The 14,338-nt window shown below is 49.2% G+C and carries 11 protein-coding genes; 5 read left to right on the forward strand and 6 right to left on the reverse strand.

The window, feature by feature from the left end; genetic code table 11:
- A partial coding sequence (locus ACO6V1_RS18800; RefSeq protein ID WP_422468032.1) for a phytochelatin synthase family protein occupies positions 1-119 on the reverse strand: 119 nt, incomplete at its 3' end.
- A 221-nt stretch (positions 120-340) separates the two neighbouring features.
- Between ACO6V1_RS18800 and ACO6V1_RS18805 the strand changes: the two genes are divergently transcribed.
- Positions 341-1,024 (forward strand): hypothetical protein, encoded by a 684-nt coding sequence (locus ACO6V1_RS18805; protein WP_422468022.1) that lies wholly within the window; start codon positions 341-343, stop codon positions 1,022-1,024.
- Positions 1,025-1,361: 337 nt separating this feature from the next.
- Here ACO6V1_RS18805 and ACO6V1_RS18810 read toward each other — a convergent pair whose 3' ends face one another.
- Complete coding sequence (locus ACO6V1_RS18810; RefSeq protein WP_422450891.1) at positions 1,362-1,994, reverse strand: hypothetical protein; 633 nt, start codon at positions 1,992-1,994, stop codon at positions 1,362-1,364.
- Between the two features lie 78 nt (positions 1,995-2,072).
- Positions 2,073-2,399, reverse strand: a complete 327-nt coding sequence (locus ACO6V1_RS18815) for a phage portal protein family protein (protein ID WP_422450890.1) — start codon at positions 2,397-2,399, stop codon at positions 2,073-2,075.
- A gap of 765 nt (positions 2,400-3,164) precedes the next feature.
- Between ACO6V1_RS18815 and ovoA the strand changes: the two genes are divergently transcribed.
- A complete protein-coding gene (ovoA, locus tag ACO6V1_RS18820; protein WP_422468024.1) occupies positions 3,165-5,339 on the forward strand; it encodes a 5-histidylcysteine sulfoxide synthase in 2,175 nt (724 codons plus the stop codon).
- A 67-nt stretch (positions 5,340-5,406) separates the two neighbouring features.
- Here the strand turns inward: ovoA and ACO6V1_RS18825 are convergent, their stop codons facing one another.
- On the reverse strand, positions 5,407-6,348 hold the full coding sequence (locus ACO6V1_RS18825; RefSeq protein ID WP_422450888.1) for a hypothetical protein: 942 nt from the start codon (positions 6,346-6,348) through the stop codon (positions 5,407-5,409).
- Positions 6,349-6,565: 217 nt separating this feature from the next.
- Here ACO6V1_RS18825 and ACO6V1_RS18830 point away from each other — a divergent pair, with 217 nt between their 5' ends.
- Complete coding sequence (locus ACO6V1_RS18830) at positions 6,566-9,850, forward strand: hypothetical protein (RefSeq protein WP_422468026.1); 3,285 nt, start codon at positions 6,566-6,568, stop codon at positions 9,848-9,850.
- Between the two features lie 299 nt (positions 9,851-10,149).
- Complete coding sequence (locus tag ACO6V1_RS18835) at positions 10,150-11,307, forward strand: hypothetical protein (protein WP_422450885.1); 1,158 nt, start codon at positions 10,150-10,152, stop codon at positions 11,305-11,307.
- A gap of 44 nt (positions 11,308-11,351) precedes the next feature.
- Here the strand turns inward: ACO6V1_RS18835 and tusA are convergent, their stop codons facing one another.
- Positions 11,352-11,630, reverse strand: coding sequence for a sulfurtransferase TusA (gene tusA / locus ACO6V1_RS18840; RefSeq protein ID WP_422450883.1), 279 nt, complete (start codon positions 11,628-11,630; stop codon positions 11,352-11,354).
- Between the two features lie 32 nt (positions 11,631-11,662).
- On the reverse strand, positions 11,663-13,003 hold the full coding sequence (locus tag ACO6V1_RS18845; RefSeq protein ID WP_422468028.1) for an MATE family efflux transporter: 1,341 nt from the start codon (positions 13,001-13,003) through the stop codon (positions 11,663-11,665).
- 184 nt (positions 13,004-13,187) lie between these two features.
- Here ACO6V1_RS18845 and ACO6V1_RS18850 point away from each other — a divergent pair, with 184 nt between their 5' ends.
- Positions 13,188-14,150: an SPRY domain-containing protein gene (locus tag ACO6V1_RS18850; protein ID WP_422468030.1), complete on the forward strand. Its 963-nt coding sequence runs from the start codon at positions 13,188-13,190 to the stop codon at positions 14,148-14,150.
- Positions 14,151-14,338 lie beyond the last annotated feature (188 nt).

A 14,338-nucleotide genomic window follows, 5' to 3' on the forward strand; every position in this document is an offset into this window, starting at 1 on the left:
TTTGCCGGGGCTACATCAATGACCAGAAAAGAATCCGATGGTTTGTGATAAGCACCTGCAGGAGAGATATGGCCACCGGGCTCCTGACCGAAAACCTCACGGGCATAATTGATAATGATGTATTGGTCAGTTTTTTTTCAAAGCTGCAATTAACTTCTGTTCAGAATTCCGAGAAAAACAACCTGATCTTTCGCCACAGGAAATTATCTTTTAGTGTGGTAATTCATAAGGAACTTTTTGGGAATAATTAAGTCGGATATTTTGTCTGTCAGCAGCCAAAATTATTGCTAATAAAAATTATGGATCGTAAGTAACAAATAATCTGAGGATAATAAGGTATATGACTATCTCTAATGCTGTGTCTTCAACGGTGACAGCACAACCAACGGCTCACCGGTTATGTGACTACACCCTTAATTGTGAGCGAATTAAACAAGATCGCTTTGCGTGTCGCATCACTACACCGTTGGCTGCCGGTGGAGGTGCTGCTATTGGTGGTGTTGTAGGCTATAATACTGCAGGCACAATTGGCAGCACTGTCATTGGTGTCTTCGGCGGCCTGTCTGTTGGCGTTTGCTTTTCTTTCTCCGTGTGTCTTTGTGTAAATTGCTGCTCCGATGACTGCGATTACATTAAGCTTCGTGATCGAGAAATCACCACCTCCACCGAACTGGCCCCTCTTGCAGTTGGGCAGCAACATAAACAGGAACCACTATCGGCTGAACCTCCGCCTTACCCGGGAATTGGTTGCAACCCTACAGAGTCTGTTCGGTTCCTGTCAGAACCACCTCCGCCTTACTCGGGAACTGGTTCCATCCGCACAGCACCAGTTCAGTCACAGCCAGGACTGTACTCTTCTCCTCCATCGCCAAGCATCGGTAATGTTTGCTCCATTCACCCCACTACTTATGCTATCTCTGAAATCGTTAGTGGTAGATCAACCTCGGAAGTAGCGTCCGGTGCCTACAGGCTGACTTCTGGCGGCTCAACCTCTCTGGGTTTACCGGGCTTCGGCTTTTGGTAATTAATAATGGGGGCTTTCGCAGGTTGGCTGATGAAAAGTGAGGGGCTAATAACAGTGTCGAGTAATCTATGATTATCTTGGTTAATTTGAACAGATCAAAAAAAACCAGTGTCAAAAATCAGGGTCAGGTCCTTCATTATGGACAACAATTGACGTTTTAGTGATAAGTAAAGATATCCGCACAATGAAAGACTTGGCCCCAGCTTACTATGACAAAAAGTAAATATTAAAACGGCTTCAGCACTCGAATAACTGAAATTGTTGACCCGGCGATTAAGTCAGGTCACAGCCATTTAAAACAAGCTTCGTGAATGATAAGGAGGATAAAAGCGGCCAATTATGATAGTTCGATACCAAGAGCTGCTTTGAATAAGGCTTCTATTCTCGCTTTAGCCTGATTATCCCCGCAACGAAAAGAAGGAATATCTAAATCATCCATTAATAGTTCTTTTGCATTCTTTGGGTTATCCGCTGCTCGATAATCATCAACATTCAGACATGCGTTAGAAGCGTACGGATCAAGATCCTTAAAACGGTCACATTTGTTGTTTACGTTAATTAACTCCTGCTGAACATATGTTTCAACAAGATTACGCAAAAAGATCAAGTTTCTTCGTGTAACCTCTTTCAACACGTCCCTACCATGGGATATACAACTTGAAATTTCAGCAATTTTGCTATCCATATCTGGATATTTCTGTTGTATTTTCTGTCGCGTCTTCTCTGCAACTGATACACTGCCAGAAGAAGTCTCTTGAGTCACTGATCCGCGAGATAAGCAGTAGTTTTGACTGTGCCGGGCATTATGTGCCTTGATCAAATAATCGAGCAAATTTTTGCTCTGTAATTCCGTGGCATATCCACCTTTGGATTCAATAAATCGGCTAACCTCTGGACCTAATGTCTCTGCCATAACAGCTTCATAGGCAGGCGGTAAGCTTGAAGCGTTACTTAAATTAGATACATTCATAATTTACCGCTTTAAATTAAATATTCGATTTATAGGACAGGGTATGCTAGGAATAGTTCCTCATACATAAGCACTAAATCATATGCTTTCGAATAGAATAACTAACCAATTGATAACTGCTTCCTGAACCTCCTGATGTACTTCTGCCTGACTGCGGCTGCTGCCATCATCCGTGGTCATGGTCTGGCTCAGGATCACTTTGCTGATGGCCTTGTCCATTCGCTGGCGAAGGGCATCATAGTCAGCGGTGCCCGATCTGGCCGCTTCGATCAACTCAATAATGACGTTATCGGGAATCACTACACCGCTGTCGCTTTGTATGGGATCCAGTGCCTGCAGTGCTTTCTCTCGCTCAATGGGGTCTTGAGCCTGCCCGGGAGTGAGGTAGAGAAAAAGCTTGTCCAAAATTGTTTGATATTGGAAAAATTTTCGGGCAACTTGTTACGCAGCCTCGGAAAGTTGTTGTGCAAGAATATAGAGCACCTTTTCTGACTGGGTTAGCTGCTGCGAGAGTGGTCAAAAAACAGTCGATATCAGTAAAGCTGTCTGACCTGATGCTCTCCCTGATCACCTAACGGCTTATCCACAACATTGTCCACATAAAATCTGGATGATTGCTAGGAGCCTGTCCGAGAATAGACTACCCTACTGCGGTGGCAGCAAATTAGTCTAAAAAGTCGGAAATTTTTAGCAAATAGAACCACTATTCACTAAAAATTTCCGACTTTTTATCCTCAATTTTCTGCCATCCTCGCTACGGGCGCTATTCTCGGACAGGCTCCTAGGCAGCAATACTCCCACAATTTATCATCAGGCATCTTGTGCAATGACAGCATCTTGTATAGGCAAACTATCCACACCGGCAAGAAGGGCGAAAACTTCGGACTCTGATAGATCGTGCCAAGCACCCTTCGACTCCGCTCAGCGTGAACGAAGATTGTGCACGTCAAACTCATTGAAACCATGTACCGGGAGCCTGAAGGGAGTAGCAAGACAAATCAGGAAGTATGATCACCTATTTCATTTGCTCCGTACACTATCGTTTAACAGCAATAAGTCATGGATATGCTGTTTCTCTTTAATGAAGCACACCATACTGTTTAGTGCTGGTTCTGCTGACGGCTAACTGATTGCTCAACGCCCCACACACCAACATTCAGGAGAGGAAACGTGGCTGAGAATACTGCGAGTCAAATAGACCACAGTGTCACCCCGGACGATCATCCAAAAAAAATAACACGAACTATAGTTCTAAATGACGGCAGCCCTGAGAACAAACGACAGGAGTTATTAAATTATTTCCACCAGACGTTTGATCAATATGAGCTGCTGTTTGCAACCCTGGCCTGCCAGGAAGCCTGGTACAAAAAGGCAATACCCCTTCGTCACCCGTTGATTTTCTATTACGGGCACACTGCCGCTTTTTTTGTGAACAAACTGATAACCGCAAAACTGATCTCGGAACGAGTTGACCCTTATATTGAGTCCACCGTTGCCATTGGTGTGGATGAAATGTCCTGGGATGATCTGGACGACAACAATTACCAATGGCCAACCGTGCAACAGGTCCGCGACTACCGCAGTAAAGTCAGGGCACTGGTTTCCGGTTTTATCCGGAACATGCCACTGGAGATACCCATCAACTGGGAGAGTCAGGCCTGGATCATTCTGATGGGCATTGAACATGAACGCATTCACCTGGAAACCTCATCAGTACTGATTCGCCAGCTGCCAATCGCCTGCGTCAAGCCACACAGTTACTGGCAACACTGTCCAGACACAGGGTCAGCACCGGACAACCGCCTGATTGAGATGCCCGGAGGATCACTTCGCCTGGGTAAAGATTACGATGCTTCGCTCTACGGCTGGGACAATGAATATGGCCGCTGCGAGGTTGAGGTGGCCCCCTTCAAAGCCAGCGAATACCTGGTGAGCAATCAGGAGTTTAAAGCCTTTATTGATGCCGGTGGTTATGACAATGAACGCTGGTGGACGGATGAAGGCTGGGCCTGGAACACGTTCAGCAACACGGATGGTAAAGTGCGCCACCCCGAATTCTGGATCCCCGATGGGGACAGTTATCGCTACCGCACCATGCTGGCAGAGATCGATATGCCCTGGAACTGGCCGGTAGACGTCAACTGTCATGAAGCCCAGGCCTTTTGTCGCTGGAAGTCAGAAGTGACCGGCAAACAGATTCAGCTGCCCAGTGAAGCCGAATGGTACCACCTAAGGGAGACCATCAGTACTGACCAGCCCTGGTGGGATAAAGCCCCCGGAAATATCAATCTCGAATACTGGTCTTCATCTTGCCCGGTTGACCACTTCAGAACCGGAGAACTATATGACATTATCGGGAATGTCTGGCAATGGACCACCACCCCCATTGACGGTTATGAAGGCTTCCGTGTCCACCCCTGCTACGATGATTTCTCAACCCCGACCTTTGATGGACGACACAACCTGATTAAAGGAGGTTGCTGGATATCAACCGGCAACTACGCTATTAAAGAATCCCGCTACGCCTTTCGCCGCCACTTCTTCCAGCATGCCGGTTTCCGTTACGTAGAGTCCAGTGCCATGACCAATACCTCCAGCAACCCTTATGAGAGCGATGCCCTGGTTGCCCAATATCTGTCGTTCCATTTTGGGGAGTCTTACTTTGATGTACCCAACTACCCCAAAGCCTGTGCCCGCCTCTGCCATGAAGTCAGTGGCGAGACACCCCGAACACGGGCACTGGACCTGGGCTGTTCAGTGGGACGCACCAGCTTTGAACTGGCCCGCTGGTTTCAACATGTGGACGGCATCGACTTCTCTGCCCGATTCATTTCTGCGGCGGCCGAGTTGCAGGAGCGGGGGAAAATACGCTACCACCTGACCACAGAAGGCGAACTGGGTGATTACTTTATTGCCGATACCACGGAGATGGGGCTGGATGATATCGATACCAGCCGTATCCGCTTTACCCAGGGGGATGCCTGCAACCTGAAACCCATGTTTAACGACTATGATCTTGTTTTTGCCGGTAACCTGATTGATCGCCTGAATAACCCCGCGCAATTTCTGGACATTATCCATGAGCGCATACGCCCCGGCGGCATCCTCGTGATCACTTCGCCCTATACCTGGCTGGAAGAGTATACGCCCCGGCAGAACTGGCTTGGAGGCATCCGTGAAAATGGTGAAGCCCTGGACACCTATACCGGACTGCAAAGAGCGTTGAGCAAACATTTTGAAGAGGTACGCCCCCCCCTCGATCTCCCGTTTGTGATCAGGGAAACAGCCCGGAAATATCAGCATTCGGTTGCCCAGTGCACAGTGTGGCGGCATAAAACGCTGTAATCCGGCCCCGCGCCTCACTTGAAGGCCGGTTGTGTAAGTTTGCTCACTACCGCTACTACAAACTTGCTCAAACCGCCTTCAACGTCAGGCCATGCAGGTAACATTCCCCTTTGAAGCGCGCTATCATAATCTTGCCATCCGGACAATCCGTGTAAGCCTTGACCACCGCATCCGGTGTCACCGGCTCGCCATACAACGGCAGGCCCCTCAGGCAACATCCCTCTATGAAGCCCGCTCTCCTCACCTTGCCTTTCGGAGTATTCGGGAAAGCCTCAACCACTTCTTCCGGGGTGACCGGCTGGCCATAAAGCGACTCCTCTCTCAGGCAGCATTTTACTTTGTAGTGCACCAGCTCCAGCTGGCCTTCCGGAGTATCCGGGAAAGCCTCCACCACCATTTCCCGGGTGACCGGCTGGCCATACAGCGACAACTCCATCTTGCGACAGTCCACTTTAAAGAGGGCCAGCGCCAGATGGCCTTCCGGAGTGTCCGGAAAAGCCTCAACCACTGCTTCCGGGGTGACCGGCCGACCATCCAACAGCGTGCCTCTCAGGCAGCATTTTGCCTTGAAGTGCAGTATCCCCATCTTGCTTTGTGGACAATCCGGAAAAGCCTCGATCACTGCCTCCGGTGTGAGCCGCTGATCATTCCATCGCTGGCAGCCCAGGTAACATTTCGCTTTGTTGTTCGCCCTTTCCACAAGCAGCAATGTCATGGATGTATCGCGGTCAAAAATTTCTTTAATCAGGGAATCTGACCGGAGGCACGACACATGGCGTGTATGCGTCGCACTGAAATTGACGAAATCAGAAAAACTCAACTGCCGGGCAATGAGTTCCAGTGCTTTGTCAGGAAGTGCCGCCAAATGACAGGTATCCGGTTGGTTACGTACTTCCTGCACATGCACCTTCCTGAAACCGAAAAAAGCAAATGGAATATCTGAATCCTCTATTTGAGGATTAAGAATAAATGATTTTAGCTGGAGCGAAACATCAGCGGCTTGATGCATAAGTCAACCTTTGTCTTTTATTCCGGGTTGTTTTGAGCCCGGGCCCAGAAAAAAGTTCCACTTCCGAAAATTTCTGGTTACGCAAGATGATTGCCATGCAATCAGGAACGGGTCTTGTCCCATGTTTCCGGCTTGCCCTGATACACCGTAAACGGAACCTAACCGCTATTTTGAAGTCCAATGATGGTATTTATTGTCTTGTTGTGAAGGGTTTATTTTGCCAGCCACAGCATCAACCAGATCCCACCCAAAACCTGCGGGCCTTTATAACCGACCTGTTGGCTCAAGCCGGTTTAGTGACCACCCCGGAAGGGCCTTTAACGGTAAAAAAGTTGAAAACCATCCATCTTACAGTAGAGGCACAGCTCCCCCCCCGGATCATGGCAAATGTACTGAAGATGCCTTCTGGGAAAAAAAAACATTACAAGGACGCCAAATCACCCCGGCTGATGTGCTCACAGCCTATGGAAGAGACACCACATCGCTTAGAGGTGGTTTCTTCCTGCTAAAACTCTGCTTAAAGAACATTCTTTATGATGATAAAAAAGTCACCCCGGACCAGGTCATTCGGGAATTCAACCGCAAGCCAGGTCGAAATCATAAGTACAAACTAGCGATAGCACGCTTCAAATCGGAATGTTGCCTGAACGGCCTGCTGTTGAATGGTCAGCGGGTAACACCGGAAACGGTGGTTCAGAATTTTCGGGCAATCGGGGCAGCATTGGAGCTGGCACGCTTCAGGCAACATTGCTGTCTGCAGGACCTGGCATTGTTCGGCCAGAAGGTCACGCCGGATTCGGTGGTCAAGGCTTTTCCGGACAGTCCGGAAGGCAGGCTCGGGATAGCGCGCTTCAAAGCAGAATGTTGCCTGAGGGGCCTGCCGTTGTGCGGACAGCAAGTCACACCGGATGCGGTGGCCAGGGATTATCAGGCAATCAGGGCAAAACTGGAGCTGGCGCGCTTCAAGGGGGAATGTTGCCTGAGGGACCTTCCGTTAAATGGCCAGCAGGTCACACCAGCTGAGGTGGTTAAGGATTTTCAGGCGATCAGGGCAATACTGGAACTAGCGCACTTTAAGCAACACTGCTGCCTCAAAGGTCTGCCATTGAATGGCCAGCAGATCACACCGGATGCAGTGGTTAAGGATTTTCTGGCAGCCGGTACACCACTGGAGCTGGCCCGCTTCAAAGCGGAATGTTGCCTGCAAAAACTGCCGCTAAATGGCCAGCTGGTGACACCGGATGAGGTGGTTATGGATTATCAGGCGGCGAGGACACCACTGGAGCTGGCGCGCTTCAAAGCGGAATGTTGCCTGAAAGGCCTTCCGTTAAACCACCAGCAGGTCGCACCAGATAGGGTGGTCAGGGAATATCTGGCTGTCGGGGCAACACTGGAGCTGGCGCGCTTCAAAGCAGACTGTTGTCTGAAAAACCTGGCGTTGAATGGCCAGCAGATCTCACCGGATGCGGTGGTCAAGGGTTTCCCGGATAGTCCGGAAGGCAGGCTGGGGATAGCGCGCTTCAAAGAGGAATGTTGCCTGGAGGGGCTGCCATTGAATGGCCAGCAGGTGACACCGGATACGGTAGCCAGGGATTATCGTGCAACCAGAGCAATATTGGAGCCCGCACGCTTCAAAGCGGAATGCTGCCTCAGGGGCCTTTCGTTAAATGGCCAGCCGATCACGCCGGATGAGGTAGTCAATGATTATCAGGCAGTTAAAGCAATACTGGAGCTCGCGCTCTTCAAAAAACAATGTTGTCTGAGGGGCCTGTTGCTCAATGGCCTGCCGGTCACGCCGGATGAAGTGGCCGGGGCTTACCCTGATAGCCCGAAAGGCAAACTGGGAATAGCTCGCTTCAAAGCGGAATGTTGCCTGAAAAACCTTTCGTTGAATGGCCAGCCGGTCACGCCGGAAACGGTAGTCAAGGATTATCAGGCAGCCAGAGCAACCCTGGAGCTTGCGCGCTTTCAGGAACAATGTTGTCTGGCAGGCCTGCAGTTGAATGGTCGACAGGTCACTCCGGACCTGGTGCTTAAGGGTTTCCCGGATACTCAGGAAGGCAAATTGGCAAGAGCACGCTTCAAAACCACATGCTGCCTGAAGAACCTGTTGTTGAATGGCCGACAGGTCACGCCGGATGAGGCGGCCAGGGATTTCCCCGATAGTCCGAAAAGCACGCTGGGGCTGGCATTCTTCAAAGCGGAATGTTGCCTGAGGGGCCTGATGCTCAATGGCCTGCCAGTCACACCGGAGGCGGTAGTTCAGGGTTATCAGACAGCCAGAGCAACAATGGCGCTGGCGCGCTTTAAAGAGCAATGTTGCCTGAAGGGGCTGACGCTAAATGGTCGGCTGGTCTCCCCGGAGGCAGTGGTTAAGGCTTTCCCGGATAGCCCGGAAGGCAAACTTGAGATAGCACGCTTTAGCGCAGAATGTTGCCTGAAGGGTCTGGCGTTAAGTGGTCGGCGGGTTACACCGGAGGCGGTGGTCAAGAAGTTCCCGGATAGCCCGGAAGGCAAACTGGGGTTAACGCACTTTAAAGCAGAATGCTGCCTGAGAGGCGTGCCGTTGAATGGCAGGCAGGTCACACCGGATGAGGTGGTTCAGGGTTTCCCGAATAGCCCGGAAGGTAAACTGGGCATAGCGCGCTTCAAAGCAGATTGCTGTCTCAGGAGCCTGCCGTTAAATGGCGAGCAGCTCATCCCGGATCTGGTCGTTACGGCTTTCCCGGATAATCCGGAAGGCAAACTGGGGTTAGTGCGCTTCAAAGCGGAATGCTGCCTGAAAGGCCTTCCATTAGCTGGCCAGCCGGTTACACCGGATGCGGTGGTCAAGGACTTTCAACGCGGTGGCTGGTTGTTCGAAAGCGCTATTTTTTATGCTCTGCTGGCATTGAATGAAAGAGCATTGAATGGCAGCTATCTGGATAACCAGAAAGTATTATCAGCGTTTAATAAAGCCCTCGGGAATTATTCGTTAAAGCAAGCCGAATACCTGATACAAAGGTTGGTTCAATCTCAACGGTACAATGCCATCAAAGAGGCTCAGGAGATCATTCACCAGGCCTGGCAAATCTTAAACAGCGTACCGGTCAAAGAAGAGCAACGTCGCCTGCAATGTATTCTGCAATTCATAGCTATGCAGCTTGAACTACCAATTGACCATCAAAAAGTGTCGGCAGCACAGGTATGGCAATCCATCCAAACCCTCAGGTGCTCATTTCAGAAATCTCAAATCCATTTTTTCTTCCTGGCACACTGCTGTATCACCGGCCAGCCTGTTAATGAACGACAGATCCATAAAGATCAGGTACTGGAATACCTTAAGAATTTTCCTGAAGGCAGCAATCTGCGTAAGGCTTTAGGCTCATGGTTTGAACAATGCCGCTCCGAAGACAGTGTACTGGATTGTTTACTGTTTAAACGAGAAAATGCCTTTATCAGTGATTCTCCTGATGGATGCGCAGTCTTTGCAAGTCAATATATAAGCTTCAGCTCACCCTGACACACCATGAGTGGAACCTGATAATCATTTTCAGGTCAAATCGCAGTATTTATTGGCCAATGTCTTGAGGATGCTTTTTGGGGCAACAAGCCATTGCAGGGACGAAAAGTTACCCCTGCTGCGGTGCTTGCAGCATATAGCAATGGTACATCATCTCTGAGAAGTGGCTTCTTCCTGCAAAAACTCAGCCGGAACTAATTAATGTCTGACTGGTCATACTCACAGCATTGTTCTGCATGCAAACAATCAAATAGAAATTCTCGCACCAATTAATGCCATATATTTGAGGAGAACCAACAATGATTTCATCTTCTGCGCAACTCATACCAACTCCATTAACAGGGGCGAAATCACCTGTCAGTACCACAGAAAATACCCAGACTGAGAAAGCCGCCGTAAACCCGGAACTTCAAACACTCCAGGATGTTTTTTCAGACCGATTAAAAAAGGCAGAGAGCCTGTTAAGCGATAACCTTTACGTGATAGATGCAATCTTTGATCTTTTCAGGGGTATTGCCCCTTCTCATAACGCTGACGACAGTGACCGCTGCATAGAGCAGGATAATCGTAATTTCGCGGCTCTTGCTCTGGCCCAGTGTAATCTTGCCAGTATTGAGGGTATTTCAAAACTTCAGCAAGTTTGTAACATTCAAAATAATATTTTCAAAAAAGTCCTTCTGCTTGAGGATCCATCAGGTGCAACAAGTGAAGAACCCACACTAGAAGCACTGGAAAGAGATCTGGGAGCCATTTCAAGGGAAGATAATCAGATCAAGTCCGAGTCAGGTTCTTATTGCATGGGCATTGAACGGCAGGGCTTTGCAGAACAGCAAATCGAAGCGTGGTTTCAGGAAGATAAGCAGCAACGCGTTAAAGATGCACTGATGCTGTTAAAGAATCAGATAACATCAGGTGGCGATATAGGCCGTATCGAGGCACAAATTATGAAACTGAAGCTTGAAACAGCTGGAGACCTGGCCACTTTTTCTGCTCATTTCAAATACCCTAATCCTGAGATTTTCAGCCAGGCAAGAGAAGAACTTCTGAATAAATCCAGTGATTTAGAACAGCATTTCACCAATAAGGAAAACCTGACCCGCGCTTTACAGGGCAACGTTCCAGAAGACCAAATGGAGCAATTAATTCAGGCGTTATCCCACCCTGTATCTGAGATGACCACAAAAGCAATGGTGCTGGCTTCAATCATCACGCACCACACGGAGAAACACCTGAAGTCTTACTTGAAAGCTGCCCAGATTTTGTCACTGAAAACACAGGCGCAGGCAGACAATCCAGCACTCTCAGACAGCACTGCCCTTGCAATGGGTCTGGAGCGCAGTGATGCAATGGTTAGAGAGCATTATCAAGGCGGCGCAAAATCCGCCGCCAGCAGTGCTGCTGACGCGCTGATTAATAGCCTGGCACCATTGCCTGAAGATCTGACGGCAATGGCTTAAGCCTATCCGATTCCGTGGTGCCCTTTGATATTTTCAAGGGGCACTTAAACCAGTTCCACCTTTTTCTTTCTGATCCAGTAAGAAAAAACAGCATCCGTCTCTTGATGCTGAAGAAGCTGGTGCTCCAGAAAATTACAGAATTTGGGGATATCACGTTTCGTGGAAGGGTCAGTCGCCAATACCCGAACCACCTCACCGGAAGCCATATCCCTGATTTTATTATGCAGCAGCATCACCGGCTCCGGACAGAACAGGCCACAGGTATCCAGCTCATGCTGTACTTCAATAGTGCCAGCGTTCTCTTCAAGCAACATGTCTGACATCAAACGTTAAACCAGTCTTTCAAACCAGCTCCTCATAAAAGGTCATGTCGGGCTGCAAACCAGACATCGTTGTTACTAAAATGGCGATACACCCAGATCAGTCCCAGGCCCCGGGCGGCCATAAAAACCGTGTAAGCAAGCCACAGGCCCTGATTTCCCATATCACGAAACAGGAACCAGACCGGGAGAAACACCAGAACCGTGGCGATCAGCATCGTGCTCTGCATCATATCGGTTCTGACCGCGCCGATAAAGACGCCATCCAACCAGAAACACCAAACAGCAATCAGCGGCATGGCTACCAGCCAGGGCAGGTAAACAGACGCTTGTTCTGCAACCTCCGGGATATTGGTCAACCAACCCAGCAAAGCCTTCCCCCCAAGGCCAAGCAACAGACAGAACAGCCCGCCACAGATCAGGGAACACCAGCCGGTTACCCGCACTACCTGATGAAACTGTCGGCGATCACCTTTGCCAATGGACTCACCGGTCAGGGCTTCAGCTGCGTGTGCGAATCCATCCAGGCCATTGGAAATCAGCACCATCAGATTCATCAGCAGCGCATTGGCAGCGAGCACCTCATCCCCCAGGCGAGCGCCCCGGGCGGTAAAAAATGCCTGTACAGCTAACAGACACAAGGTACGGACAAACAGGTGACGATTCAGCATGATCAGCCGACGAAACGCAGCCATATCAAACACCATGTCAGCACTGAACTGGCCATCATCACCGGCCAGAATCCGCCTCACCAGCAACAACCCAAGAGCCAGTGCCAGATAGTCAGCAATCACCGTTGCCATGGCGGCACCCTGAGTTGCCCAGCCCAAACCAAGGACCAGCAACAGGTCCAGCACAATATTAACGGCATTACCCACAACCAGGATAAACAACGGCCCCTTCGGCATTTGCATTCCTATCAGCCAACCAATCAACGCATAGTTAACCAATACGGCTGGTGCTGAAAATATCCGGATCTGAAAGTAGATTTCAGCCTGCCTAGCCACCACATCACTGGCGGCAAATAAAGGCAACGCCAATTGTAAAATCAACGGGGAGCAGAGAATCAGCAGCAAGCCTGTGAGAACCGCAAAAACCACCGACTGTAACAGCCACTTTCTCAGGGCATAACGGTCATTGCGGCCCTTTGCCTGGGCAACCAGCCCGGTGGTCCCCATTCTCAGAAAACCGAAAGCCCAGAAAAGCATGCTGAACAGGGTTGCCGCAACGGCAACACCACCCAGATATTCCGGTGCAGAGAGATGACCAAGAACAGCCGCATCCACCAGCCCCAGCAGCGGTACCGAAATATTGGAAATAATGGCAGGCCAGGCAAAATGCCACACCCGCCGATAAGTTGCCGAAGCCGATAGCAAGGGGTCAACTCCTTCTGCGCCTTAATCACAAGGGAGTATTTTATAGAGCGTCTTTATGAACAGAAATAAGTAATCATTCACGTTCATCACTTACACCATTTTCTCCTATAGCAGTAAGAATAAGAACTTTTTCATTCTAAAGCTGTCTAACTGTTAAGTAATTTGCAACTGCAAGAATCAATTCATGAACCTGAAAAGTCTTTTTTCACATTGTCTGCCGTGTTGGCCAAAGCGTTTGCCAGATATCCCTTCTCAAACCAGTCCACCGGCCTCAGCAGAACATAACCACCGACAGGAAACAGTGTCTCCCTGCCGACAACAGGCAGCAACCGGAAACACCCGGGAAGGAAGGAGTGTCAGGCAAATGGTTCCATTGCCCAAGTGCAGCCCTACAGGCATGCGTCTGGAAGGCATGAAAAGAAATAAGTATACCTGCGTCTCTATCTGCACCACCTGGGATCCGAACAAAAGCAGTCACAATATTCGCATCAACGATGGGGTGCCATCAAAATTACATCGTGAACCTGTTTTCCAGAGTACCGACCTTGCCATGTCAGATACCGGCTTTTCAAAAGGCATACATATTCTGGATGTTGAATGGCCGACAAAGATGCGAGGATCTTATGCAGTGATTGGGGTTGCACTGGCAGGAACCCCTAAAAATGAAATCTTTTATACCAATCTTCTTGGTAGCACAGAGTCCTCCTGGGGCTGGGACATAAAAAACAATAAACTGATTCATAACGGCCAAACCATGGGCAATTACCCCAAAGACAAAGCGGATGGGGTATTTACTGCACCCAGCAAAATAAGCTGCATAATAGATATGAATACAGGAACCATCGGCTTCAAAACCAACGAGAAATATTTGGGAGACGCGTTTTCTGGGCTAAAACATAAAACCGTTTTCCTGGCTGTCTCCTCTGTTTGGGGGGACGCAGAAATCTCAGTCGCCTATAACAAAGGCTGTAACCCCACTCCTCTCTTGCTGCAAGACCTGTCAAAACTGGCATTAAGAAACCGGCTGGAATTTGCAGAGCAGATCGACCACCTTCCTACCTCTCCGGGACTGAAAAGACTCATTGCTGACAAATCAATAATTGACCTTGATAGCATTGATGAAAATACTCACCCGCAGAGTGACTAATCTTCACTGGTTGCTTTCATCACCAAAATGATTCACCCCTGACGTCTATACAACATTGATCCCTGACAGTAACAAATGCTCCGTGGTGGTAAGTAGTTAACCAAATGAAATCATATATTTCTGGCTAAGTTGTCAGTCACTCCCGGCAACTGCTCCTGCGTTGCTCTATCTCCTGCATCCATGCAGTC

Source organism: Endozoicomonas sp. ALC013 (assembly GCF_049310205.1).
GTDB lineage: Bacteria > Pseudomonadota > Gammaproteobacteria > Pseudomonadales > Endozoicomonadaceae > Endozoicomonas.

Bases quoted from the DNA above. Each gene is read 5' to 3' on its own strand.
- tusA (WP_422450883.1), bottom strand. From the start codon at position 11,630: ATGTCAGACATGTTGCTTGAAGAGAACGCTGGCACTATTGAAGTACAG.
- ACO6V1_RS18825 (WP_422450888.1), bottom strand. From the start codon at position 6,348: ATGCATCAAGCCGCTGATGTTTCGCTCCAGCTAAAATCATTTATTCTT.
- ACO6V1_RS18850 (WP_422468030.1), top strand. From the start codon at position 13,188: ATGAACCTGAAAAGTCTTTTTTCACATTGTCTGCCGTGTTGGCCAAAG.
- ACO6V1_RS18805 (WP_422468022.1), top strand. From the start codon at position 341: ATGACTATCTCTAATGCTGTGTCTTCAACGGTGACAGCACAACCAACG.
- ACO6V1_RS18810 (WP_422450891.1), bottom strand. From the start codon at position 1,994: ATGAATGTATCTAATTTAAGTAACGCTTCAAGCTTACCGCCTGCCTAT.
- ACO6V1_RS18835 (WP_422450885.1), top strand. From the start codon at position 10,150: ATGATTTCATCTTCTGCGCAACTCATACCAACTCCATTAACAGGGGCG.